General features: G+C 70.7%; 20 protein-coding genes. 12 read left to right on the top strand and 8 right to left on the bottom strand.

Translation table 11 applies throughout. The annotated features are described in order from the left end of the window. Positions 1 to 32 precede the first annotated feature (32 nt). The 4 genes from HAV39_RS39735 to folK all read right to left on the bottom strand — a co-directional run bounded on the left by HAV39_RS39735 (position 33) and on the right by folK (position 4110). A complete protein-coding gene (locus tag HAV39_RS39735; protein ID WP_191844255.1) occupies positions 33 to 1319 on the bottom strand; it encodes a hypothetical protein in 1287 nt (428 codons plus the stop codon). A 296-nt stretch (positions 1320 to 1615) separates the two neighbouring features. Further along, positions 1616 to 2896, bottom strand: coding sequence for an ABC transporter permease (locus HAV39_RS39730; RefSeq protein ID WP_239120865.1), 1281 nt, complete (start codon positions 2894 to 2896; stop codon positions 1616 to 1618). Between the two features lie 157 nt (positions 2897 to 3053). Beyond that, the gene (locus tag HAV39_RS39725) at positions 3054 to 3560 is read right to left on the bottom strand and encodes a DUF3180 domain-containing protein (protein ID WP_239120866.1); all 507 of its coding nucleotides are present in this window, start codon (positions 3558 to 3560) and stop codon (positions 3054 to 3056) included. Positions 3561 to 3582: 22 nt separating this feature from the next. Further along, positions 3583 to 4110, bottom strand: a complete 528-nt coding sequence (gene folK / locus HAV39_RS39720; RefSeq protein ID WP_191844254.1) for a 2-amino-4-hydroxy-6-hydroxymethyldihydropteridine diphosphokinase — start codon at positions 4108 to 4110, stop codon at positions 3583 to 3585. A gap of 33 nt (positions 4111 to 4143) precedes the next feature. Between folK and folP the strand changes: the two genes are divergently transcribed. The 9 genes from folP (at position 4144) to HAV39_RS39675 (ending at position 13903) form a co-directional block, all read left to right on the top strand. After that, positions 4144 to 4965: a dihydropteroate synthase gene (gene folP, locus HAV39_RS39715; RefSeq protein ID WP_239120870.1), complete on the top strand. Its 822-nt coding sequence runs from the start codon at positions 4144 to 4146 to the stop codon at positions 4963 to 4965. Between the two features lie 2 nt (positions 4966 to 4967). Then, positions 4968 to 5324 carry a dihydroneopterin aldolase gene (folB, locus tag HAV39_RS39710; protein WP_191844252.1) on the top strand — a complete coding sequence of 119 codons (357 nt, stop codon included), beginning with the start codon at positions 4968 to 4970 and terminating at the stop codon, positions 5322 to 5324. A 247-nt stretch (positions 5325 to 5571) separates the two neighbouring features. Further along, the gene (locus HAV39_RS39705; RefSeq protein WP_120317418.1) at positions 5572 to 5895 is read left to right on the top strand and encodes a hypothetical protein; all 324 of its coding nucleotides are present in this window, start codon (positions 5572 to 5574) and stop codon (positions 5893 to 5895) included. Positions 5896 to 5904: 9 nt separating this feature from the next. Then, positions 5905 to 6267, top strand: a complete 363-nt coding sequence (locus tag HAV39_RS39700) for a hypothetical protein (RefSeq protein ID WP_191844251.1) — start codon at positions 5905 to 5907, stop codon at positions 6265 to 6267. Continuing rightward, on the top strand, positions 6264 to 9758 hold the full coding sequence (locus tag HAV39_RS39695) for an ATP-binding protein (protein WP_239120867.1): 3495 nt from the start codon (positions 6264 to 6266) through the stop codon (positions 9756 to 9758). Before HAV39_RS39700 ends, HAV39_RS39695 begins: the two co-directional genes overlap by 4 nt. Positions 9759 to 9787: 29 nt before the next feature. After that, positions 9788 to 11623 (top strand): DMT family transporter, encoded by a 1836-nt coding sequence (locus HAV39_RS39690; RefSeq protein WP_239120871.1) that lies wholly within the window; start codon positions 9788 to 9790, stop codon positions 11621 to 11623. 2 nt (positions 11624 to 11625) lie between these two features. Then, positions 11626 to 12153, top strand: coding sequence for a hypothetical protein (locus HAV39_RS39685; RefSeq protein ID WP_191844250.1), 528 nt, complete (start codon positions 11626 to 11628; stop codon positions 12151 to 12153). Continuing rightward, positions 12150 to 13292 carry a M23 family metallopeptidase gene (locus HAV39_RS39680; RefSeq protein WP_191844249.1) on the top strand — a complete coding sequence of 381 codons (1143 nt, stop codon included), beginning with the start codon at positions 12150 to 12152 and terminating at the stop codon, positions 13290 to 13292. Before HAV39_RS39685 ends, HAV39_RS39680 begins: the two co-directional genes overlap by 4 nt. After that, positions 13289 to 13903 carry a hypothetical protein gene (locus HAV39_RS39675; protein ID WP_191844248.1) on the top strand — a complete coding sequence of 205 codons (615 nt, stop codon included), beginning with the start codon at positions 13289 to 13291 and terminating at the stop codon, positions 13901 to 13903. Before HAV39_RS39680 ends, HAV39_RS39675 begins: the two co-directional genes overlap by 4 nt. Here the strand turns inward: HAV39_RS39675 and HAV39_RS39670 are convergent, their stop codons facing one another. Both HAV39_RS39670 and HAV39_RS39665 read right to left on the bottom strand, forming a co-directional pair. Beyond that, positions 13904 to 14410 carry a hypothetical protein gene (locus tag HAV39_RS39670; protein ID WP_191844247.1) on the bottom strand — a complete coding sequence of 169 codons (507 nt, stop codon included), beginning with the start codon at positions 14408 to 14410 and terminating at the stop codon, positions 13904 to 13906. It lies immediately after the preceding gene. A gap of 383 nt (positions 14411 to 14793) precedes the next feature. Beyond that, positions 14794 to 14955: a hypothetical protein gene (locus HAV39_RS39665; RefSeq protein ID WP_191844246.1), complete on the bottom strand. Its 162-nt coding sequence runs from the start codon at positions 14953 to 14955 to the stop codon at positions 14794 to 14796. Positions 14956 to 15056: 101 nt separating this feature from the next. On the opposite strand from HAV39_RS39665, the gene HAV39_RS39660 reads away from it, so the two are divergent. The 3 genes from HAV39_RS39660 to HAV39_RS39650 all read left to right on the top strand — a co-directional run bounded on the left by HAV39_RS39660 (position 15057) and on the right by HAV39_RS39650 (position 18024). After that, a complete protein-coding gene (locus HAV39_RS39660; RefSeq protein WP_191844245.1) occupies positions 15057 to 15332 on the top strand; it encodes a hypothetical protein in 276 nt (91 codons plus the stop codon). Between the two features lie 131 nt (positions 15333 to 15463). Beyond that, a complete protein-coding gene (locus tag HAV39_RS43475) occupies positions 15464 to 17398 on the top strand; it encodes an FtsK/SpoIIIE domain-containing protein (protein WP_275413965.1) in 1935 nt (644 codons plus the stop codon). Continuing rightward, complete coding sequence (locus HAV39_RS39650; protein ID WP_191844243.1) at positions 17395 to 18024, top strand: hypothetical protein; 630 nt, start codon at positions 17395 to 17397, stop codon at positions 18022 to 18024. Before HAV39_RS43475 ends, HAV39_RS39650 begins: the two co-directional genes overlap by 4 nt. Before the next feature lie 57 nt (positions 18025 to 18081). On the opposite strand, the gene folE is transcribed toward HAV39_RS39650, so the two are convergent. Then, positions 18082 to 18726 (bottom strand): GTP cyclohydrolase I FolE, encoded by a 645-nt coding sequence (gene folE / locus HAV39_RS39645; protein WP_120317426.1) that lies wholly within the window; start codon positions 18724 to 18726, stop codon positions 18082 to 18084. Beyond that, positions 18723 to 20741 carry an ATP-dependent zinc metalloprotease FtsH gene (gene ftsH, locus HAV39_RS39640; RefSeq protein WP_191844242.1) on the bottom strand — a complete coding sequence of 673 codons (2019 nt, stop codon included), beginning with the start codon at positions 20739 to 20741 and terminating at the stop codon, positions 18723 to 18725. The genes folE and ftsH overlap by 4 nt, the downstream gene beginning before the upstream one ends. Positions 20742 to 21017 lie beyond the last annotated feature (276 nt).

Below are 21017 nucleotides of genomic sequence, written 5' to 3'. Positions count from 1 at the left end.
GTTCCGGAAGGGCGCGTTCTGGCTGTCGGTGGTCAGCGGTACCGGCGGTCGTAGTCCCGGTCGCGGTCCCGGTCCCGATCGCGGTCCCGCTCGCGCACGTCCTCGTAGTCGGACCAGCGGTCCTCGCGGTCGGCGCCGGTCAGCGCGCGCGGCTCGCGGCGCTCCTGGTCACGGTACGGGAAGCCGCCCCGGCCCTCGTCGAGCCGGTCGTCGTCGTAGCCGCGGTCCTCGCGGCGCACCGCGGCCCAGCGGTCCTCGATCCGCAGCTCGGTGCCGGAGCTGTCGCTGTGCAGCGCGGCCCGGCGCTCGCCCATCCGCACCTCGCGGCCGCGGTCGTCGTCGCGCACGGTCGTCCAGCGGTCACCGGCGGAGCGCACGGCCGGCCGGTCCTCGTCGTCGCGGTCGGACCAGCGGCCCTCGATCGCGTCGGCGGAACGGTCCGACCAGCGGTCGTCGCCACGGTCGCGGCGCGAGCTGCGGGTCTCCCCGCCGGAAACCGGCTCGTTGGCGTCGCGGCGGCGCTCCAGCTGCTCGCGCAGCCGCTGCTCGGTCCACGACTCCTCGTTCCGGTCCCGCTCGCGGGCCCGCTCGGCGCGCGGACGCTGCACCTCGATGCGGGGGCTCTCGGCCCGGTGGCCGTACTCGCCCGCGTCGCGGCCGCGGTCACGGTCGAATCCGGCCGCCGCGCCGCTGACCGGGCTGCCGTACACCCCCGCGCCGCGCGGCGCGTCCTCGCCGTGCGGGTCGACGATGGTGTGCCGCGTCGTCACCTGCACGGTCTCCGTGTGCCGCACCACGCCGCCGGGCGGCATGCCCGCGCGGCCCGAGCCCGGGCCCGGCTGGTGCGGGGTCGGTGCGGGGGCGCCGGCCCGGGCGGCGGGCGCGGGCACGGCCTGCGCGGCGGCCCGCACGGCCTCGGCGCGGACGTGCTCGAGCTGCGCGCGGGTGGCGTCCAGCTCGTGCCGGGTGGCCTCGAGCTGGTCGACCAGGTACTGGAACTTCTCCGCGAAGGCACGGTGCGTGGCGTGGGCCGCGGTCGAGATGTCGTCGCGGACGTCGGCTCGAACGGTGTCGATCTCATCGAGGATCATGTCTTCGAGTTCGAGCCGAACCGTCTCGGTGTCGCGACGGAGAGTGATCGACAGCCCGATCAGGATGACCGACAGGATGACCACGCCCACGGCGGCCCGCAGCGCGGTGCCCCCGTCGGCCGCGAACAGGAAAATCGCAGCCAGGGGGGCCAGCCCGACGCCTCCCCAGAACAACACCGGGAGCAGGCGCGCGTGCCGCTGATCATCGCGAGTGTCCGAGTCCGGCATGGTGCTAGAGGCTACCGACAGTTGCTTGCGAGGGGAATGCTCCACGGCCTTGAAATGCGAGAACATTCCGCGGGTAGATCGTCGCCGCCCCGTCCTGAACAGCTGCGCCACCCAGCGTGGCTTGCGCGGACCCAGTCGCGGCGCGCGACGCGCCGGTAATCGCCGAACCTTCGTCACGAACGGTTCAACGAGCGCCCGCCCGTTTCGCCCGACTCTAAAGCAGAATGGCACAGATGGCCGGAGCCCCGGTCGTGCCGCGGGTGCGGCACGGCCGGGGCTCCGGTCGTCGTGTCAGCTCAGCGCAGGGAGGACCAGCGGTCCTCGTCGCCCCACTGGTCGGCGCGGGCGGGAGCGGGCTGCGCGGGCAGGTTCGACCACGTGTCGCCGCTGCCGGTGGACCACGAGGTGCCCGGCACGCCCACGTCGGACCAGTCGTCCGGGGCCTCCTCGTCGAGCGGCAGCGGCCGCCCGAACGTCTCCACCAGCCTGGTGACCACCAGGCCCAGCGCGAGAGCGCCGGCGGCCAGCGCGTACAGCGAGATGTGCCACTGGGCCGCGTCGGCGTACCAGACGACCAGGGCGAGCAGCGTGACGCCGAGCAGCGTGCCGAACACACCGCCGCGGCGGCCGTACGCGCTGACCCCGCCGATCAGGGCCGCGCCCAGGGCGAGGCCGGTCAGCTCGAAGCCCTCGGTGGGGGCGACGACCTGTTCGGTGGCCCCGTTGAGCGCGGCCATCACCACGCCCGCCACGGCCGCCAGCGCCATCGAGCCGATCAGCGCCAGCACGGCGACGACGCCGCCGAGGCCGCCGCGCCGCTGGGCCGGGTCTGTCACCGGCCGGAACCGGCCGACCCCGCGCCGGATGGACCGGATCGCGCCGAGCAGGCCGGCCACGATGGTCAGCGCGGCGAAGCCGCCGTACAGGTAGAGCGCCTGCCCGGTGGGGTCGTACTCGCCGCTCACGGTCAGCGGGGCCGGGTGTTTCTGGATCCAGACGATCGCCACCAGCGCCGCCGCCAGGCTGCCCGCCCATCCGGGCACGTGGAAGCCGACCACGAGGACGGCCACCACCAGGCCCAGCCCGGCCGCGAAGGCGACGGCCATGCCGGCGGTGGGCACCACGCCCGCCGAGCCGTGCTCGGCGTAGTACAGCGCGGCGGCAGCGGCGACCGGGCCGAGGGCCAGGTTCACCGCCCCGGCGCGCAGCGTCGTGGAGGCGCCCAGGCCGAGCAGGCCCAGCACCGAGGCGAAGACCAGCAGCTCCTTGAAGTTCGCGCCGGTGATCGTGTCCCGATGACTGTTGTTCAGCAGGAAGCCCACCGTGACCACGCCGAGCAGCAGCACGCCCTCCCACGCGAAGTGCACGCCGAGCCGGTCGCGGCCGACCTCGCCGTGCGCGGGGTCGTCGAAGACGTCGTCCAGGTTGGCCGCGGGCGTCGCCCGTGGCCGGTACTGCATGCCGGCGACGACGCTGTGTGCGCCGCCGTCGGATCTGAGATCGGACTCCTCACGGAAGCCCTCGCCGCGGTACCGTCGCTGCCCTGTCGCGTCGGTCGCTTCGCTGTCGTAGGCCATGACTCGCGCCTCCCGAGTCGGCTGCCGGTCGCGGGGTACGACACGGCATACCCGAGGCACCGTACCGGCTGAAACGTGAATGCAACAGGGTCTACCGGCGACAACATCCCGCCGTCGACAGGTACCCGATAGTGGTCGCCGCCGATCCGTTCGACTGTTACTGGATGTCCGGCTTGTCGTCCTCGGGGCGCTTCGGCACCCGGCAGGCCCGTTCCAGCCAGAGCCCGGCCCCGACCAGCGCCAGCGAGCAGACCAGCGAGCTGATGGCCGCGGGCAGGTCGCGGCTGGCCGCGGCGAGCCGCTGCCCGTCGACGAGCAGCCACAGCGTCAGCCCCGCGGAGAAGCCGGCGAAGATCGCCCCGGCCAGCGAGGACGCCTTGGCGAGCACCGCGTACCGAGCCACGGCCAGCGGCTCCACGCCCGGACGGCCGGGCTTGCGCTCGATCCTCGCCCGGGTCTGCTGCGCCAGCGCGAACTCCACCAGCGCGAGCGCCAGCAGGGTGAACGCGGGCAGCCACGGCAGCGTCGGCATGCTGCCGTACCAGGTGCTGATGATGAGCCAGGCGACGGCGGCCGAACCGAGGGCCGCGACGATCAGGGTGGCCGGGTTGGTGGGTTGCAGCCGTGGCTCCGGCGTCGGCGGCTGGCTCAATGCGGTCCACACCCCTCACTCGTCTGACTGACGGTCACTCTACTTCGAGCCGTAGGTGAGGCAGCGCCGTCATCGCGGCGACCTCGGTCGCCATCGGCTCGGCCAGCACGAGGTCGTTCACCCAGCCGTGCCCGGGCAGCTGGGCGTAGGGCTGCACCTCCAGCCACGGCCGCAGCACGAAGGCGCGCTGGTGGGCGTGCGGGTGCGGCAGGGTCAGCTCGGGGGTGTCACGCAGGATCGGCTCGCCGTCGGCGGCGAACGCGGCGACCAGGTCGACGTCGAGCGTGCGCGGGCTGTACCGGCGGGCCTGGTGGCGCACCCGGCCCGCCTCGTGCTCGATGCCCTGCGCGGTGAGCAGCCACTGCTCCACCGACTGCTCGCCACGTACGAGCAGGGCGGCGTTGTAGTACGCCGGCTGCTCCGTGTCGCCCCACGGCGGCGTCTCGTAGACGCCGCTCACCGCCAGCAGCTCGCCTTCCTCGGCGAGCCGCCGCACCGCGAAGCGCAGATGGTCGGCGCGGTCGCCGAGGTTGCTGCCTATCGAGAAGACCACCGAAGTCACGACCGATATTCTCGCAGCGTGGCAGCCGACCTGATGCACGCGACGCCGCCGGTGGTGATGGGGGTTCTCAACGTGACCCCGGATTCCTTCTCCGACGGCGGCCTGTACGACGACCTCGACGCCGCCGTGCGGCACGGGGTGCAGCTGCACGGCCAGGGCGCGCACCTGGTCGACGTGGGCGGCGAGTCGACCCGGCCGGGCGCGTCCCGCGTGGACGCGGACACCGAGATCAAGCGGGTGGTCCCGGTCATCGCGGCGCTGGCCGAAGCCGGCGTGCCGACCAGTGTGGACACCACCCGGGCCGCGGTCGCCGCGGCCGCCGTGCAGGCCGGGGCGGTCGCCGTGAACGACGTCTCCGGCGGGCTGGCCGACCCGGACATGCGCCGCGTCGTCGCCGACGCCGGCTGCCCGTACGTCGTCATGCACTGGCGGGGGCACTCCGCCGACATGCAGGCGCTGGCCACCTACCGCGACGTGGTCACCGAGGTGCGCGAGGAGCTGTCGCGCCGGGTCGACGAGGCGCTGCGGCTGGGCGTCGCCGCCGACCGGCTGATCGTCGACCCGGGGCTGGGCTTCGCCAAGACCGCCGAGCACAACTGGGCGCTGACCCGGCACCTGGACCGCATCATCGACCTGGGCTTCCCGGTGCTGTTCGGGGCCAGCCGCAAGTCCTACCTGGGCCTGCTGCTCGACGGCCGGCCCGCGGCGGACCGCGACGCCGCCACCACCGCGACCAGCCTGCTGGCCGCCGCGGCAGGCGCCTGGGGGGTACGCGTGCATGACGTGCGCTCGACCGTCGACGCCCTCGCGGTGTGGCGGGCCACCGGCAGCCCCCGGCTGCGCTACGAAGGCTGACCATGGACCTCATCACGCTCACCGGCCTGCGGGTACGCGGCAACCACGGCGTCTTCGACTTCGAGCGGCGCGACGGGCAGGACTTCGTGGTCGACGTCGTGCTCGGGCTGGACCTGCGCCCGGCCGCGGACAGCGACGACGTCGCCGACACGGTGCACTACGGCGAGCTGGCCTCACGGCTGGCCGAGATCGTGGCCGGGCCCCCGGTCAACCTCATCGAGACGCTGGCCCGGCGGCTCGTCGACGCCTGCCTGGGCGACCCCCGCGTCGCCCGGGCCACGGTGACCGTCCACAAGCCACAGGCACCCATCCCGCTGACGTTCACCGACGTCAGTGTCACGATGACCGGCGCCAGGTAACCGGCGGACATCCGACACCCGCCACCACCTGCATGGCTTGTCGCACCGGTGGGTGCACCGTACGCTCTGCTATGGATCGAACACCGGTCCTACACAACCGCACAGCACCACAAAAACGCCCCGGCGCTCCACCACGACCTGTAATCGACACGAAGCAGGGTGTCATCAGCTGCATCCCACCGCTGAGGACCCCCATCAGTAAGGCTTAAGCAATTGCAGCGCCGGTCGCGCACCGGGGAGGTACCGAATGATCGCCATGGAACTGGTCCAGGCGGCGTGGAACCATGCCACGCCGAGCCTCGGCATGCTCGCCGACGAGATCCTGGCGGCGCCCGGGGACCCCGCGGGCGGCGGCATCGCGACCAACGACATCCTCACCTTCTTCGCCACGAAGATCTCTCCGATCCTGCTGGCGATCCTCGGCGTCATCTTCATCGGCCGCGCCAGCAAGGGCGAGGTGTCGAAGGTGCTGACCAGCTCTGCGATCGCCATCATCGGCGTGGCCTTCATCGTCGGCGCGGGCGCGCTGCTGCTCGTCGGCGAGAACCTCATCGACATCATGTTCGAGTAGGCGGAAGCGATGCGGCTGCGTACGGACGACGACATCTACCGGGCTCGCCTGGTCTATCTCGGGCCGCCCGGATACACGCTCCCCGTGCAGTTGCCGTACGCACAGTACGGCCTGTTCGTGCTGCTGGTCCCGCTCTACATGGGCATCCACTGGCTGTTCACGCAGAAGTTCGAGCTCTTCCCGACCTGGGAGATCGCGCTCGCCATCGTGACCACGTCCTACATCTTCCGCCACGTCGACCCCGACCGGCCCGCGCGCATGGTCATCCGCACCGCGCTCACCGACTGGAAGCGCACCCGCGAACCGGTCGTCGAGCGCCGCGACCCGCGCCTGGTCGCCCGCCGCGTCGTCGTGCGGCAGGCGATCACATGACCAGCAACGATACCGAGTACGACCTGGACGACGCGGTATCCGACGTCGTCCCGTCCGTCGAAGGGACCGCCGCGACGGGCCCCGTCGCCGTGTTCCAGCCGCCGCGCCGCCGCGAACCCGCCGAGCCGGAGGGTCCTGCCGAGGACGCCGGCGGGCGCCCCGAGGCCCGCACCGCCGACCTGCGCAGCGACCTGCAGACGGCGGCCGACCGGCGCGCCGCCGAGATGCGCGCGGCCGCCGACGCCGCCACCCAGGCACAGCGTGAACGCGCCGCGTCCTCGCGCCGCGACCCCGAGCCGTCCTCCGCGCCACCGCCGCCGTCCGGCCCCGACATCGAGTCGCCGTTCCTGGAGCTGTTCGACTCCGAGGCGGCCGACCCCTCGTCGGTCGGCCTCACCGGCACGCCGCTCCGCCCGTCCCCACCCGGACGCGGCACCCCCGCATCCGGCGCAACCGCCTCCAGCCAGTCCGCGGCGTACTCCGACGCGCCGCCGGCCGGGCGCACCACGCCGGGACGGCCCGACAGCCGCCAGGGCACGCCGCACCGGTCCGGCCCCGCGCGGGCGGACGGGCCACTGACCGCGCCGCCGCCGACCGGCCACCGTGCCGACCAGGGCGGTCACCCCGACCCGCAGACCGACCCGCGCGCCACCGCGCAGAGCCGCGGCACTGCGCCCGGCCGCCCGCGCAACGCCCCGGTCAGCGGCGTGCCGCGCAACGCGCCCGTCAGCGGCGTGCCGGTCAGCGGGGTGCCCATGCGCCCCCAGCCCGACCTGCGCAACCGCCCGGTCAGCGCGATTCCGGTCAGCTCCGTGCCGGTCAGCACCGTGCCGCTGAGCAGCCGTCCGCTGCCCCCGCGCGGCGCCCCGCCGGCCGCGCCCCGCAGCGCACCGCCCGCCGGGCAGCGGCAACCGGCCAAGAGCCGCGGCAAGCAGGTCAAGCCGCCCGCGCAGCCAAAGGCCCCCCGCGACCGCGACGCCGCCCAGGAACTCGCGATCACCGAGATCGCCGGTCATCTCACGTTCACTCCGCACGCCGTCACCGCGTGGTACATGCTGCCCGAGGTGCGCTGGGCGTTCCGGCCCGACGCCGACCGCGAGTCGCTGCTGTCCGCCATCAGCGAGCAGTACGCCGGCCTCGCCGGTTTCCGGCTGCACCTGCGCCGCACCACCCGGCCGTTCCCGGCCGACCAGTGGGCCGCGCAGCTCGACCAGCTCACCCACCGCCCGCTGCCGCCCGTGCCCGGCGCGCCCGGCTGGGGCGACCACCTCGTCGCCGCCCAGCGGCACCTGCGCGAGATCAACCACAGCGAGGGCCAGACCTACCTCGGCGTGACCTTCGCCCGGCGCGCGCTCGGCGACTCGTTCAGCGAGAAGCTGCTGCGCGCCTTCGGCAAGGGCACCGCCGACTCCGAACGCCGCAAACTCGGCAAGCAGGTCGAACAGTTCGACGAGGTGCTCGCCGCCTTCGGCATGCGCGGCCAGCGCGCCGCCGCGACCGAACTCGAATGGCTGCTCTACCGCTCCGTCGCGCTCGGCATGAGCCCGCCGAACATGCTCGGCTCCGTCGCGCACGGCCGCTGGGACGCAGGCGACCTGCTCGCCCTGACCGAGCACATCGAGCGCTACCGCACGCCGTACGGCAGCACGGTCAAGCTCGTCAACCGGATGACCGGCGAGGAACGGCACACCGCCGTGCTCACCGTCGGCCGCATGGAACCCCTCGACATCCCCGAGCGGCACGAGCCCTGGCTGCACTTCCACGAGCGCCTGCCCTGGCCCATGGAGCTGTCGTCGCGGGTCGACATCCTCGGACCCGGCGACAGCTTCCGCAACCTCGAACACCGGCTGCGCATGATCCGTTCGCAGCAGCTGGACTACCTCGAGCACGGCATGGACGCCCCGCCCGAGCTCGAACGCCTCGCCAGCCGGGCGCTGGTCATGGGCGACGAGATGACCACCGGCCTGCCCGTCGACTCCGCCCGCGCCCACGGCTGGCACCGCATCGCCGTCAGCGGCGCCGACCGCGAGGAATGCCTCGAACGCGCCCGCTCCGTCGTCGCCACCTACAGCCGGGAGCTGCGCGTCTCGCTGCAGCACCCCAAGCAGCAGGACCAACTCGCCCGCGAATTCATCCCCGGCGAGCCCGTCGCCAACACCGGCTACCTGCGCCGCATGCCGGTGCGCCTGCTCGCCGCCGCGCTGCCCCAGGCCGCGTCCGTCGTCGGCGACCGCCGCGGCGACCTCCTCGGGCGCACCGCCGGCACCTGCCGCCGCCCCGTCTTCCTCGACCCGCACTTCCCCATGGAGGTCCGCGAGCGCTCCGGCCTGTCGGTCATGGTCGCCGAGCCCGGCGGTGGCAAGTCCACCCTGCTCGGCGCCATGGGCTACCTCAACGCCCGGCGCGGCGTCCAGGTCACCCTGCTCGACCCGAGCGGCCCGCTGGCCCGCCTCGCGTCCATGCCGGAACTCAAGCCGTACTCGCGCGTGCTCAACCTGACCGGCGGCGAACAGGGCACCCTCGCCCCGTACTCGCTGATCCCGACCCCGCAGCGCACCGAATTCGGCCCCGGCGCCGACGGCGACCGCGAATACGAGATCTCCGTCAGCAACGCCCGCGCCGAGCGCCGCATGCTGGTCCAGGACATCTGCTCCATGCTCATGCCGCCGCAGGTCGCCCGCGAAGCATCCACGGCCACGCTGCTCCGGCACGCCGTGCGCACCGTGCCCGCCGAGGAGACCGCCACCCTCGACGACGTCGTACGCTGCCTCGCCGGCATCGACGACACCGGCCGCGAACTGGCCAACCTCCTGCTCGACACCGCCGAGATGCCGCTCGCGCTGCTGTTCTTCGGCAGCCCGCCCGGCGACCTGCTCAGCACCGACTCGGCGCTCACCGTCATCACCATGTCCGGGCTGCGCCTGCCCGACCTGAAGATCGAACGCGAGTACTGGTCCGCGGAAGAAGCGCTGGCGCTGCCGATGCTGCACACCGCGCACCGGCTCGCCGTCCGGCGCTGCTACTCCGGCGACATGCACCAGCGCAAACTCGTCGGACTCGACGAGGCGCACTTCATGGAAGGCTGGCGGTCCGGACGCTCGTTCCTGGTCCGGCTCGCGCGCGACAGCCGCAAGTGGAACCTCGCCGCCCTCGTCGCGTCCCAGAACCCGAAGGACATCCTCGGGCTCGACGTGCAGAACCTCGTGTCGACCGTGTTCGTCGGACGTATCGCGCAGGACCCGGAGATCGCGTCCGAGGCGCTGCGGCTGCTGCGGGTGCCCACCGACGTCGGGTACGAAGCCGTGCTGGCATCGCTGTCCGCGCCCGACGCGAACAGCGCGGGGCGGCTCGGATACCGCGAGTTCGTGCTGCGCGACGTCGACAGCCGGGTGCAGCGGGTGCGGGTGGACGTGTCGTACGTCGCCGGGCTGCTGGAAACCCTCGACACCACCCCGACCGGGCAGGCGGCCGGCCAGGGAGGCAAGCGGTGAAGCGGCTCGCCTCCGCGGTTCTCGCCACGATGGTGCTGGCGCTGGGAACGCTGTTCGGCGCACCGGTCCAGGCCGCCGCGCCTGCCGCTGCGGCGGTCGCAGCGCCCGGGGACAAGCTGTGCTCGCTGGAGGAGTGGACGGCCCGCGGGCTGGACGAGTGCATCACACGGTTACAGGACGTCAGCGCCTCGCGCGTGCAGTGCCTGAGCGCGCCGAACCCGGCAGCCCCGGACTCCGGCCTGGGCGGCTGGTTCGTCAGCAAGCCCACCTGGACGACCGGCGCCGACGGCAGGAGCTACCTGCTGTACAGCGAATACGGCTATGCCGGGTACGACTACACCACCTACGACATCAACTGTGTCCAGACGGTCATGCACCCGGACTACAAGCTGGAGAACACCATCGCCAACGGCGAGTTCATGCTCGCTGCCGGCATCGTCGGTGTCTCCAACGCGCTTCGGGAGCGGGCGTGGGCTCCGGACGAGATGTGGGGCTGGGCCGACCCGCTCGTGGAGAACGCCACTACGGCTCTCTACCGGCAGGTCTTCAGCGTTTTCGGTGTGATCACGCTGGCGGTGATCGGCGTCTACTTGCTGTGGCGCTCCCGCCAAGCCCAGATGTCGATGGCGCTGACGACGGTCGGCTGGGCAATTCTGGTCATGGTGGGCGTGACAGCCATCGCGAGCTGGCCTGTCCAGTCCGCGAAGGCTGCTGACAGCACACTGGTTAGCGTCCTCAGCGTCGTTCATGATGCGGTTGGACCACGGGCGCAAGCACCCACGATATGCGACGACGCGACGCCTGGAGCCTGCGATGACAGGCGTCCTCCGGCTGTCCGCGCCGGCGACACCGCCGTACAAGCCCTTCTGTATCGCAACTGGCTTCGCGGCGTGCTTGGATCTGCCGACAGCGAGACAGCTAAGAAGTACGGACCGGCTCTGTACCGCGCAAAGTCGTTGAGCTGGGATGACGTTGCGGCGATCCAGGACGACTCAAGCCGCCGCGACGGCATCATCCGGGCCAAACAGAGCGACTGGATGAAAGTTGCTGAGCAGATCAAGACCGAGGACCCGGAGGCCTACGAGTACCTTCGAGGAACCAAGGGGATGGAACGGGTCGGCGCGGGTTTCGTCGCGATCCTCTCTGCGTTCTGCTACGCGGCCTTTGACATCGTGGCTTCATTGCTGGTTCTGCTCGGATTCCTCATCATCCGCTGGGCGGTGATCGCCGCACCGGCGCTAGGCACGGTCGGTCTGCTTCGCCCAGCCAGCGCAGGCCTACGCCGACTGGTGAACTCTGTGTTGGCGGCGCTGTTCAACGTGCTCATCTTCGGGACAGGTGCTGCGGTCTACCTTTTCGCGGTCGACCTCATCATGAGTACGTCGTCCCTGGCTGGCTGGCTACAGGTCACCTTGGTGCTGCTCTGTGGCGTAGTGGGCTGGATTCTGCTTCGCCCGTACCGTCGCATCACACAACTCGGCGGCGGCAGCAGCGGCACCTCTCTGCTCACCGCCAGGCCGTCGGCCCCAACAGCCTCCTCCTCCAATGAGCGGACGCCGGCTCCCGTGGTCGCCCCCGGAAGCACCACCAGCACGACTGTGCCGGAGGCGCGTCCGGAACTCGCGGTCAGTGCGGAGGACCCCGCGTCAGTCGTCCGCGCTGAGGCGCACGGTGGTGCCGACCCAGTTCGCGCGGAGACATGGCGCTCGCCGGATGTACCCGAATCGTCTCCGGCCTACGCCGTATACCGGCCCGCCACCGTGCCTCACCAGGCGGCCACTCGCGCGGAAGCACGGACAGAACCAGCCGCTGAACCAGCGCAGCGGACTGAGCGCCGCTCCGAGACCTGGGCGGAACGGAGCTAGCGATGCTTTCCCGGATTCCCCTACGGCCCCGCACCGTGGTGGCGCTCGGGCTCGCTGGTGTAGTCGCGGTGATCGTTGCCCTCGGCAAGCTTCTGGCCGACCCCACTTCACCGGTCACCTCATCAGTTCAACCGACGATTGCAGCACCGAGCGCCGTCGACCCCCATGAGGGAGACGACGGTGTGGTGCGACTCGACCCGACACCTAGCCCGATGAAGGCAAAGAACGGGCCGCAAGCGATCTCCGTGGCGACAAAGTTCGCCCAGCAATGGATCAAGCACGACCGCAGTGCAACTGCCTGGCTCGACTCCCTGCGCCCACACTGCACGGAGGCTCTCGTCGCGGAGCTTGACGGCGTAGACCCCGCTGGGGTGCCTGCGGACCGGATAACCGGTGCGGCCCGCATGGAGGCCCTCGCCGACTCGTTCGTCGAGGTCGTTGTTCCTATCGACGCGGGCCTGTTGCGATTGCGCCTGGTGGCTTCTCAAGACCGGTGGCTGGTGGACGGCGTTGACTGGGAGCGGGAATGAGTGGCCTCCCGCTGCTCAGTACACCCCTCCGTGACAAGGGGCGCCGGCTCCTACGGCCAGGAGTCATCGCCGCTGTGACCGCAGCTCTCGCGCTGCTGTGCTGCGGTGGTGCCGTGACTGCCGTCATTTTCGGCGACCTCACCACCAACAATTCGCCGCTGACCAACGCCATCGGTTGTGGCAGCACGAAGACCATCAGCATCACCGGCCAGTTCCCGCGGATCGGCCCGTATGGCGAGGACAAGATCCGCAATGCTGCGGTCATCATCAGGACCGGCCAGCAGCTCAAGGTGCCGCCCCGCGGATGGGTAATCGCCGTGGCGACGGCCATGCAGGAGAGTAGCCTCACCAACCACGGCGACCTCGGCGACCGCAATGACCATGATTCGCTTGGGCTGTTCCAGCAGCGGCCAAGCCAGGGCTGGGGCACTCCTGAGCAGATCATGGACCCCGTCTACTCGTCGACGAAGTTCTACAACAAGCTGTTGAAGGTCAGGAACTGGGAGTCACTCCCGCTTACTGTCGCTGCTCAGCGCGTGCAGATCAGCGCCTACCCCAACGCTTACGCCAAGCATGAGCCGACTGCGACGCGGATCGTCAACGAACTCGCCGATGGGGCGGCACGCGCCGTCGTCGTGGGCAGTCAGTTGAAGTGCGCTGGATTCGGCCAGATAGCCGCCTCCGGCTGGACGGCCCCAGTCAGCGCGGGCGTGTGGTCAGGATTCCGCACTCGCGAAAGGCCCAGTCACAACGGCGTCGACCTCGGCGCGTCCCGCAACACACCGATCCGGGCGGCTTCAGCAGGTGTCGTGATCGTAAGCAAGTGCGACGTCGGCAACTGCAATCGAGACGGGTCACCCTCCACCCCTGGTTGCGGTTGGTTCGTGGACATCCTGCACGCCGGTCAGGTGATCACACGGTATTGCCACATGGTGAGCCGGCCTCTGGTCCATGTCGGCGAGCGAGTCGGCGCCGGCCAGGTCATTGGCTATGTCGGAACCAGTGGCCACTCCAGCGGACCACACCTACACTTCCAGGTCCACCTCGATGGCGACCGGTCCAATCGTGGCGCGATCGATCCGGTGCCATTCATGATCAGCAAGGGTGCTGCCCTCGGAAAGGAGAGCGACTCGGCATGACCGAGGCAGACTTCGCGGCATGGGCAGCCGAGTGGCGCACACCGCCCGCCCCCATCGTGCCCGTTCCTGCGCTTACCGTCATCAATAGCGGCGGCGTCCTGCGCGGTGCCCGGGTGATGATCGGCCTCCCTGGCCACGGATGGCGCACCGGGCTGCGCGGTGACACGATGATCCGCCAAGGCGCGCGGAGCCTGATTCCTGTGCTCGCCGAGGCAGAGTGGTATCGCGCCGAGCGCGAGCGAGTCGAGGTCTTTGCTGCGCTTGTGCCGGTGGAGCGGGTATGGGTCGAGACCATCAGCACATCGGCAGAGCGAACTGCGAGCACCGATAGCTTGGCGTTGGTCTCATTGGATTCACCGCCGACTCGAGTTGCGGTTTCCGCAGAGGTGATCGCCGCCCAGGCAGCTGGCCAATTGACGGGCCGACGGCTCGTACAGGTCGGCACCGATGGCGAGCAGCGCGGTCTACGCGCAGTTACCGAAGCTCATTCCGGGCCGGAGGGCAACGCACAGGTCCGGGTGGCGCAAGAGCACGATTGGTATCGATGGGCCGCTACCGGCCAGGCCCCCGCGACCAGAGCCGTGCCAATTTCTGACCTCTGGCTAGAGTAGCTAGAGCGAAGCACTAGCTGACGGCACTGGCTCTGGCGCGCGCTGAGCACCGCATACTCGCCAACCACCTGACTCGACAAGGGCGAACCGCCACGTCTCACTGCGCTTGCTGATGACCGCGCCATCCTTGCGGCCCGAAATCGTCAACGTCGTCGTTACAGTCGATCCATTCCCATTAGTTTCGCCGGTCATTGCGCCCCAAGTCACGAGCACAACGACACCAAAGTCTCTCTCCCGCCCGTCAAACTCCTCCCGGAGCTCTCGAATCGGCGCCAAGCCCGCGGAATCATCGCAGACATGAAGATTGACGCCTACGTCGTCCTTCGTGACCAAAGCCGCTCGCAGATATTCGTCGACAACAATCTTAGGATTACTGCGATCGATCTTGGTGGCTTCGTTATACGCCACAACCGCAGCTACTACACCTCCAACTCCGGCGACCGCCAAGACGACCGCCAGAATCAGGAGGATCCTTCGCCACCTCACCGACCGCATCTCGTTCCTCAATCTCGCATCGTCATCAATACACCATTATCCCTGTTCGCTAGAGACCGAAGTCGACTGCCCGCGAGCGTCGCGTTGCCTCAACAACCACACTGCTCAAGAACCACCTGCAAGCACGGAACGATGCTCCCGCCAGCGCGACAGCGGAACGCAATGGTGGAACCCCACACAGAGCGCGGATTCACTCGCTGGTGTCAGTAGCCTCAGCAGGTCGACGGTGACCTTCCGTACCGCGACCGGATCCATCACTAGCTGCGGCACGGCCCGTCCGTCATGCTCACCTCCCCCATGAGCAGAGACATGCATCAGCACGCCCTGCGGGCAGCGTAGCCGAGCGGACACGCCGCGCACAGGGCCGACGATTCCTCAATGGATGACTCGCGGCGTCAGGCCGACCCGCTGTTGAGGTTCCCGAACAACCACAGCCCGCAGCAGCAGAAGATGACGAGCAGGAGCGCCACCGCGGCTGCGGCGATGGCGAGCATCATCGGCTTCTTCAGCAGGCCGAGGATGGGCGACGGCCGCTTCGGCGGCGGGGTCTCGTACACGCGATGACGATAGCCTGCGTCCCCGGCCGGCACGAGGCCGCGACAGGCGGACGGGTCGCTGTCGGGAGGCCGCTCGCCGGATCACCCCGTACGCTGGTCGGGTGACCGATTTCGCCGAACTGGACGCCCTGCCCACCGAGGAGCTGCGCGAGCGCGCCTTCACGAAGGCGCGCGAGAAGCTGGACATCGGGTTCTTCTGGGATCTGTTCAAGCATCTGCCCACGTCGCCGGATACCGAGGAGCGGGAACTCGCCGACATCGGCTCGGCGGTCGACGACTCGGTGTCGTTGTGGCGGGAGTTCACCGGGCACGATTACGGCGATCAGGAGCCTCTGATCAGGGCACGTTTCATCGACTACCTGCAGAAGGACGAATAGCCCGCCGTCGACGGATGCTCGATGCCACAAGAACTGTCGGGTTTACTCGGCGGTTGCTTCCGCGTAGTTGCGACAGGTATCGGGCGCTCTGCGCTACCCTCCCCCGGGGAGGACGCAGCGGAGGTGTCGGCGTGCCCGGATTGAACGCGCGGATCGACCAGGCGGCGAGCCTGCACCGGCATGCTTCGGCGGTGACGCAGGCTGCCGCGTCCGCGTTGGACACTTATCTTCCGCCGCCGCGTACGGATCTGGCGGAGCAGCAGGCACTGGCGCAGCGGCTGCGGGATGCGGCGGCGCGGTTGACGCCGGGCTGGCTGGGTGCCGCGCTCGACGAGGTGCCGGCGGGCACTCCGCTGGGCGAGCAGCGCCGACCGGAGTTCGTACGGGTCGGCACGGCGGCGCCGCAGGAGGACGCGCAGTTCCCGGCGGTGTTGCCGCTGCTGGGTACGGGTCATTTGACGTTCAGCGCCGACTCGCGGGATCCGCGGGTGGCGGGGGTGCTGCGGGCGATCCTGTTGCGGCTGCTGGCGACCGCGCCGTCGGGGACCCTGGTGGTGCGGGCGGTGGACGCGGTGGGCGGGGCGCTGTTCGCGCCGTTCGGCGCGCTGGCCGATGCGGGCCTGATGCCGCCGCCGGTCACGGACCGGGCCGGGCTGCAGGCCGTGCTGGCAGAGGCCGAGCATTGGGTACGCCCGAGCCGGCCGGAGGCGCAGCGGCGTCCGACGGCCCGGCCACGGCGTCGGGACTGCACCATGTTGCTGCTGGTCGCCGCGCTGCCGTCGGATGTGCAGGGGGCCGAGTTGAATCGGATCACCGCGCTGGCGCAGGCGGGTCCGGCGACGGGGCTGCATCTGATCGTCGCGGGCTGGCCGCCGCCGCCGCTGAGCCCGGACACGTCGCTGCCGTCGGCGCAGGCCCCGCTGCCGATGAGCACGCAGATCGCGTTGCGTAATCCGTACGCGCTGCTGGGGGGCATGCCTTTCGCGCAGCCGGCGGCGGCCGACGGGCCGAGCCCGACCGCGACCTGGCCCGGTCTGTCGGTGCCGGTGCGGCTCGATCCGGATCCGCCCGCGGAGCTGGTCGCGCGGGTGTGCCGCGAGCTGGCGGAACGTTATGCCCTGTCGGGGCAGGTACATCTGATGGACCTGCTGCCGGATCCGGACCACTGGTGGGCGGAGTCGTCGGCGGCGGGGCTGTCCACGACCGCGGGGCTGGCCGGCGATACGCCGATCTCGCTGGTGTTCGCGGATCTGACGCCGCACTGGCTGGTCGGCGGGCGTTCGGGCGGCGGCAAGTCGGCGTTCCTGGTGAACGTGCTGTATGGGCTGTGCACCCGCTACGACCCCGACGAGTTGGCGCTGTACCTGCTGGACTGCAAGCCGGGCGGGGCGTTCGGACGGTTCGCGCCGGGCACGGGTCCCGACCCTGATCCGGCGTGGCTGCCGCACGCCCGGGTGGTCGGCATGGACTGCGACCGCGAGCAGGGGCTGGCGGTGCTGCGGGAGCTGGACGAGGAGCTGCTGCGACGCGAGGAGTTGTGGCAGGAGCTGGGCGTGAAGCGTTTCGCGCAGGCCCGCGAGCAGCGTTCGCTGCCCCGCCTGGTCTGCGTGATCGACGAGTTCCCGGTGCTGGTGGCGGGTTCGGATCCGGTCGCGGCCGAGGCGCTGGGGCTGCTGGAGTCGATCGGGCGGCGCGGGCGTGCGTACGGCGTGCATCTGATTCTCTGCTCGCACACGGTGCGGGGGATCGAGGCGCTGCACGCCCGCCGGGATTCGCTGTTCGGGCAGGTGCCGGTGCGCATCGCGCTGCCGGGCGGCGGCGACGTGCTGGAGGCGACCAACGATGCGGCGGCGACCCTGCCGCTGGGTTGCGCGGTCGTCAACACGGCCGGTGGGCTGGGCGGGCCGCGTGGCGCGACGCGCGGCCACGAGAAGACGGTGCGGTTCCCCGACCCGGACGCCGACGCGCAGGTGCTGGCCGCGCTGCGGCAGCGCCTCTGGCAGGCCCGCGACCCTTCCTACGATCCGCCCGTCATCCTCACCGCCCTGAGCCAGGAGCCGGCATGACCATGAGCGAGCGCGGTTCCGCGTGGGCGGAGTATCTGGCGGCGGCGCAGCGGTTGGACACGGTGCGGCGGGAGGCGGCGGACTCGGCCGCGGGTGAGGCGTCGGCTTTGGCGGCGGCCCGGGACGAGCTGCCGACGGTGCAGGCTCGGCTCGGCATGCAGGCCACCCGGCTGCTCGACACGGCGAGCCGGGCGGGCGCTCCGCCGCCGATGCTCCAGCCGGGCCCGGCGGAGCTGCTGGCCGCGGCGGAGGCGGTCACCGGCGGCCCGGCGGTGGCGCTGGCCGCGCTGCGCCAGGCGGGCGCGAACGTCGAGGTCGCCGATGGGGCGCTGGCCCGGTTCGACGACGAGGGCAGCGGCTCCCAGACGCTGCGCAACCTGCTGGTGTACGGGCCGCTGAGCCTGGCCGCGCTGCTGGTGCAGCTGGCGGTCGCGGGTCTGGCCGGGGACGGCGCGCAGGTGTTCTTCGCCGCGGTGTGCGGGCTGATCCTCGCGCCGCTGGCGTTCGGCGGCGGCTGGCTGCTGGTCGGCGTCGTCTACCCGGAGCGTCCCCGGACCGCCGCCGTCGGGGCGTTCGCCTGCATCGCGCCGGCGCTGCTGGCGGTCCTGCTGCTCGCCGTGCTGTGAACGAAAGCGCCCGTCCGGCCGTGGTCACGGCGGGACGGGCGCTGGCGGGTACCGGGGTCAGCGGGAGTTGATCAGGGACATCGCTTCGGCGCGGGTCTTCGGGTCCGACTTGAGGATGCCGCGTACGGCGCTCGTGACGGTGCGGGCGCCGGCCTTGCGGATGCCGCGCATCTCCATGCACATGTGCTCGCACTCCAGCACCACGATGACGCCCCGCGCCTGCAGCTGCTCCTGGAGCAGGTCGGCGACCTGGGAGGTGAGCCGTTCCTGCACCTGCGGCCGCCGGGCGAAGACCTCGACCAGGCGGGCCAGCTTCGACAGGCCGGTGATGCGGCCGTCCTCGCCGGGCAGGTAGCCGACGTGCGCCACGCCCCGGAAGGGCAGCAGGTGATGCTCGCACAGGCTGAAGATGGAGATGTCGCGGACCAGCACGAACTCGTCGTGGTCGGCCTCGAACGTCGTCTTGAGCACGTCCGCGGGATTGGCCCGCAGGCCCGCGAACAGCTCGGCGTACGCGCGGGCCACCCGGGACGGGGTCTTCTGCAGGCCGTCGCGGTCGGGATCCTCGCCCAGCGCGAGGAGGATCTCCCGGACCGCCTTCTCGATACGCGCGAGGTCGACGGTCTCCTCCACCGGAACACCGGTGAGGGAGCCGTCGACCAGGCGGGCGGCGAGATGATCCAGCTCTCGCTCGCCGTTCAGTTCGTGGCCTCCGCGGTCGTCGAGACGGTGATCTCGCCGCTGTCGCTGGCCTGGCCATTGCTCGCCGACTGCTTCTCCACCTCGGCCGGCGTGAGCACCGGCGGCTGGGTGGACGGCGTGCGCTTGCCGAACCCGTTGAACGGGGCCATCGGCGGCCGCTTGACGACGCGGGCGCAGATGCGCGCCATGTCGGCGGTCGAGATGGTCTCCTTCTCGATCAGCTCCAGCACGATCGCGTCGAGCACGTCGCGGTACTCGACGAGGATCTCGTACGCCTCGTCGTGGGCCAGCTCGATGAGCGAGCGCACCTCGGAGTCGATCTCGGCGGCGATGGAGTCGGAGTAGTCCCGCTCGTGGCCGTAGGACCGGCCCAGGAACGGCTCGTCACCGGCGGTGCCGTACTTGACCGCACCGAGCTTCGAGCTCATGCCGTACTGGGTGACCATGGCCCGGGCCAGCGCCGACGCCTTCTCGATGTCGTTGCCGGCGCCCGTGGTCGGCTCGTGGAACACGAGCTCCTCGGCCGCCCGGCCGCCCAGCGCGTACGCCAGGGTGTCGATCATCTCGGCGCGGGTCTGGGTGTACTTGTCCTCGGTCGGCAGAACCAGCGTGTGACCCAGCGAGCGGCTGCGCGACAGGATCGTCACCTTGTGCACCGGCGCGCTGTGCGGCAGCGCCCAGGCCACCAGGGCGTGGCCGCCCTCGTGGTACGCGGTGATCTTCTTCTCGTGGTCCGACATCACCCGGGTGCGCCGCTGCGGGCCGGCGACCACGCGGTCGATCGACTCCTCCAGCGACTCGTTGGTGATGGCGCGCTTGTCCTGACGCGCGGTCAGCAGCGCGGCCTCGTTGATCACGTTGGCCAGGTCGGCGCCGGTGAAGCCCGGCGTGCGCCGCGCCACCGCGTCCAGGTCCACGTCCGGCGTGAAGGGCTTGCCCTTGCCGTGCACCCGCAGGATCGCCTTGCGGCCGACCATGTCCGGGGTGTCCACCGCGATCTGGCGGTCGAACCGGCCCGGGCGCAGCAGCGCCGGGTCGAGGATGTCGGGACGGTTGGTCGCGGCGATCATGATGACGCCGCCCTTCGCGTCGAAGCCGTCCATCTCGACCAGCAGCTGGTTGAGGGTCTGCTCGCGCTCGTCGTGACCGCCGCCCATGCCGGCGCCGCGGTGGCGGCCGACGGCGTCGATCTCGTCCACGAACACGATCGCCGGGGCGTTCGCCTTCGCCTGCTCGAACAGGTCACGGACACGCGAGGCGCCGACACCCACGAACATCTCGACGAAGTCGGAACCCGAGATCGAGTAGAACGGCACCCCGGCCTCGCCGGCGACGGCGCGGGCCAGCAGCGTCTTACCCGTTCCGGGCGGGCCGAACAGCAGCACACCCTTCGGGATCTTGGCGCCGAGCGCCTGGTACTTCGCCGGGTTCTGCAGGAAGTCCTTGATCTCGTGCAGCTCCTCGACGGCCTCGTCGGAGCCGGCCACGTCCGCGAAGGTGGTCTTCGGGGTGTCCTTGCTGACGAGCTTCGCCTTCGACTTGCCGAAGTTCAGCACCCGCGAGCCGCCGCCCTGCATCTGCGACATGAACAGCAGCAGCAGGATCACCAGCACGGCGATCGGCAGCAGGCTCACCAGCAGCGACAGGAACACCGATTCCTCGGTGACCTCGGTGTCGAACGGGCCCGAGATCTTGCCCGCGGCCTTGGCCGCGCTCACCTGATTGAAGATCTCCAGCCCGGCGTCGGCCGGGTACTGGGCTTCGATCTTGTCGGTCTCGACATCGTCGAACTTGCTCTTATTGGCCAGGTCGATCCGGAGCGTCTGCTCCTTGTCCCGGATCTGCACTTCCTTGATCGCGTTCGGCCCAGCCTGGTTGAGCTGGGCGAGCGCCACCGAGGTGTCCACGGGCTGGTAGCTCGGGCCGCTGGTGAAGAGCTGGCTGAGCAGGATCGCGCCGATGGCCACGATGAAGATCCAGAAGATCGGCCGGCGGAAGAAACGCGTACGCTCCATGCTGTTACCGGACGCTTTTGTTCGCGCCCGTGTCCTCCTGATCGATAGAGGCGGTCAGCTCACCGGGCGCGGCCCGGTTAGTCGACGGTACACCGTAGAAACCTTCGGTTGGCTGATGCGTGGTCCCCATCGCACAACGTTCAGCGTTTTCTCAGCTCAGCTCCCCCGCATACGGGACAAATGACACCTGTGTTCGCTCACGGCTGAGGGGGACGGTGGGGGGTGGAGCAGGGGGCGCTCCACAGATTAGGGAAAAGCGACAGCGGTAACCACACC

The sequence above is a fragment of the Catellatospora chokoriensis genome, from assembly GCF_011297315.1.
Taxonomy (GTDB): Bacteria; Actinomycetota; Actinomycetes; order Mycobacteriales; family Micromonosporaceae; genus Catellatospora; species Catellatospora citrea.
Note: the sequence above shows the minus strand (reverse complement) of the source record. Positions and strands in the feature narration are given on the sequence as shown.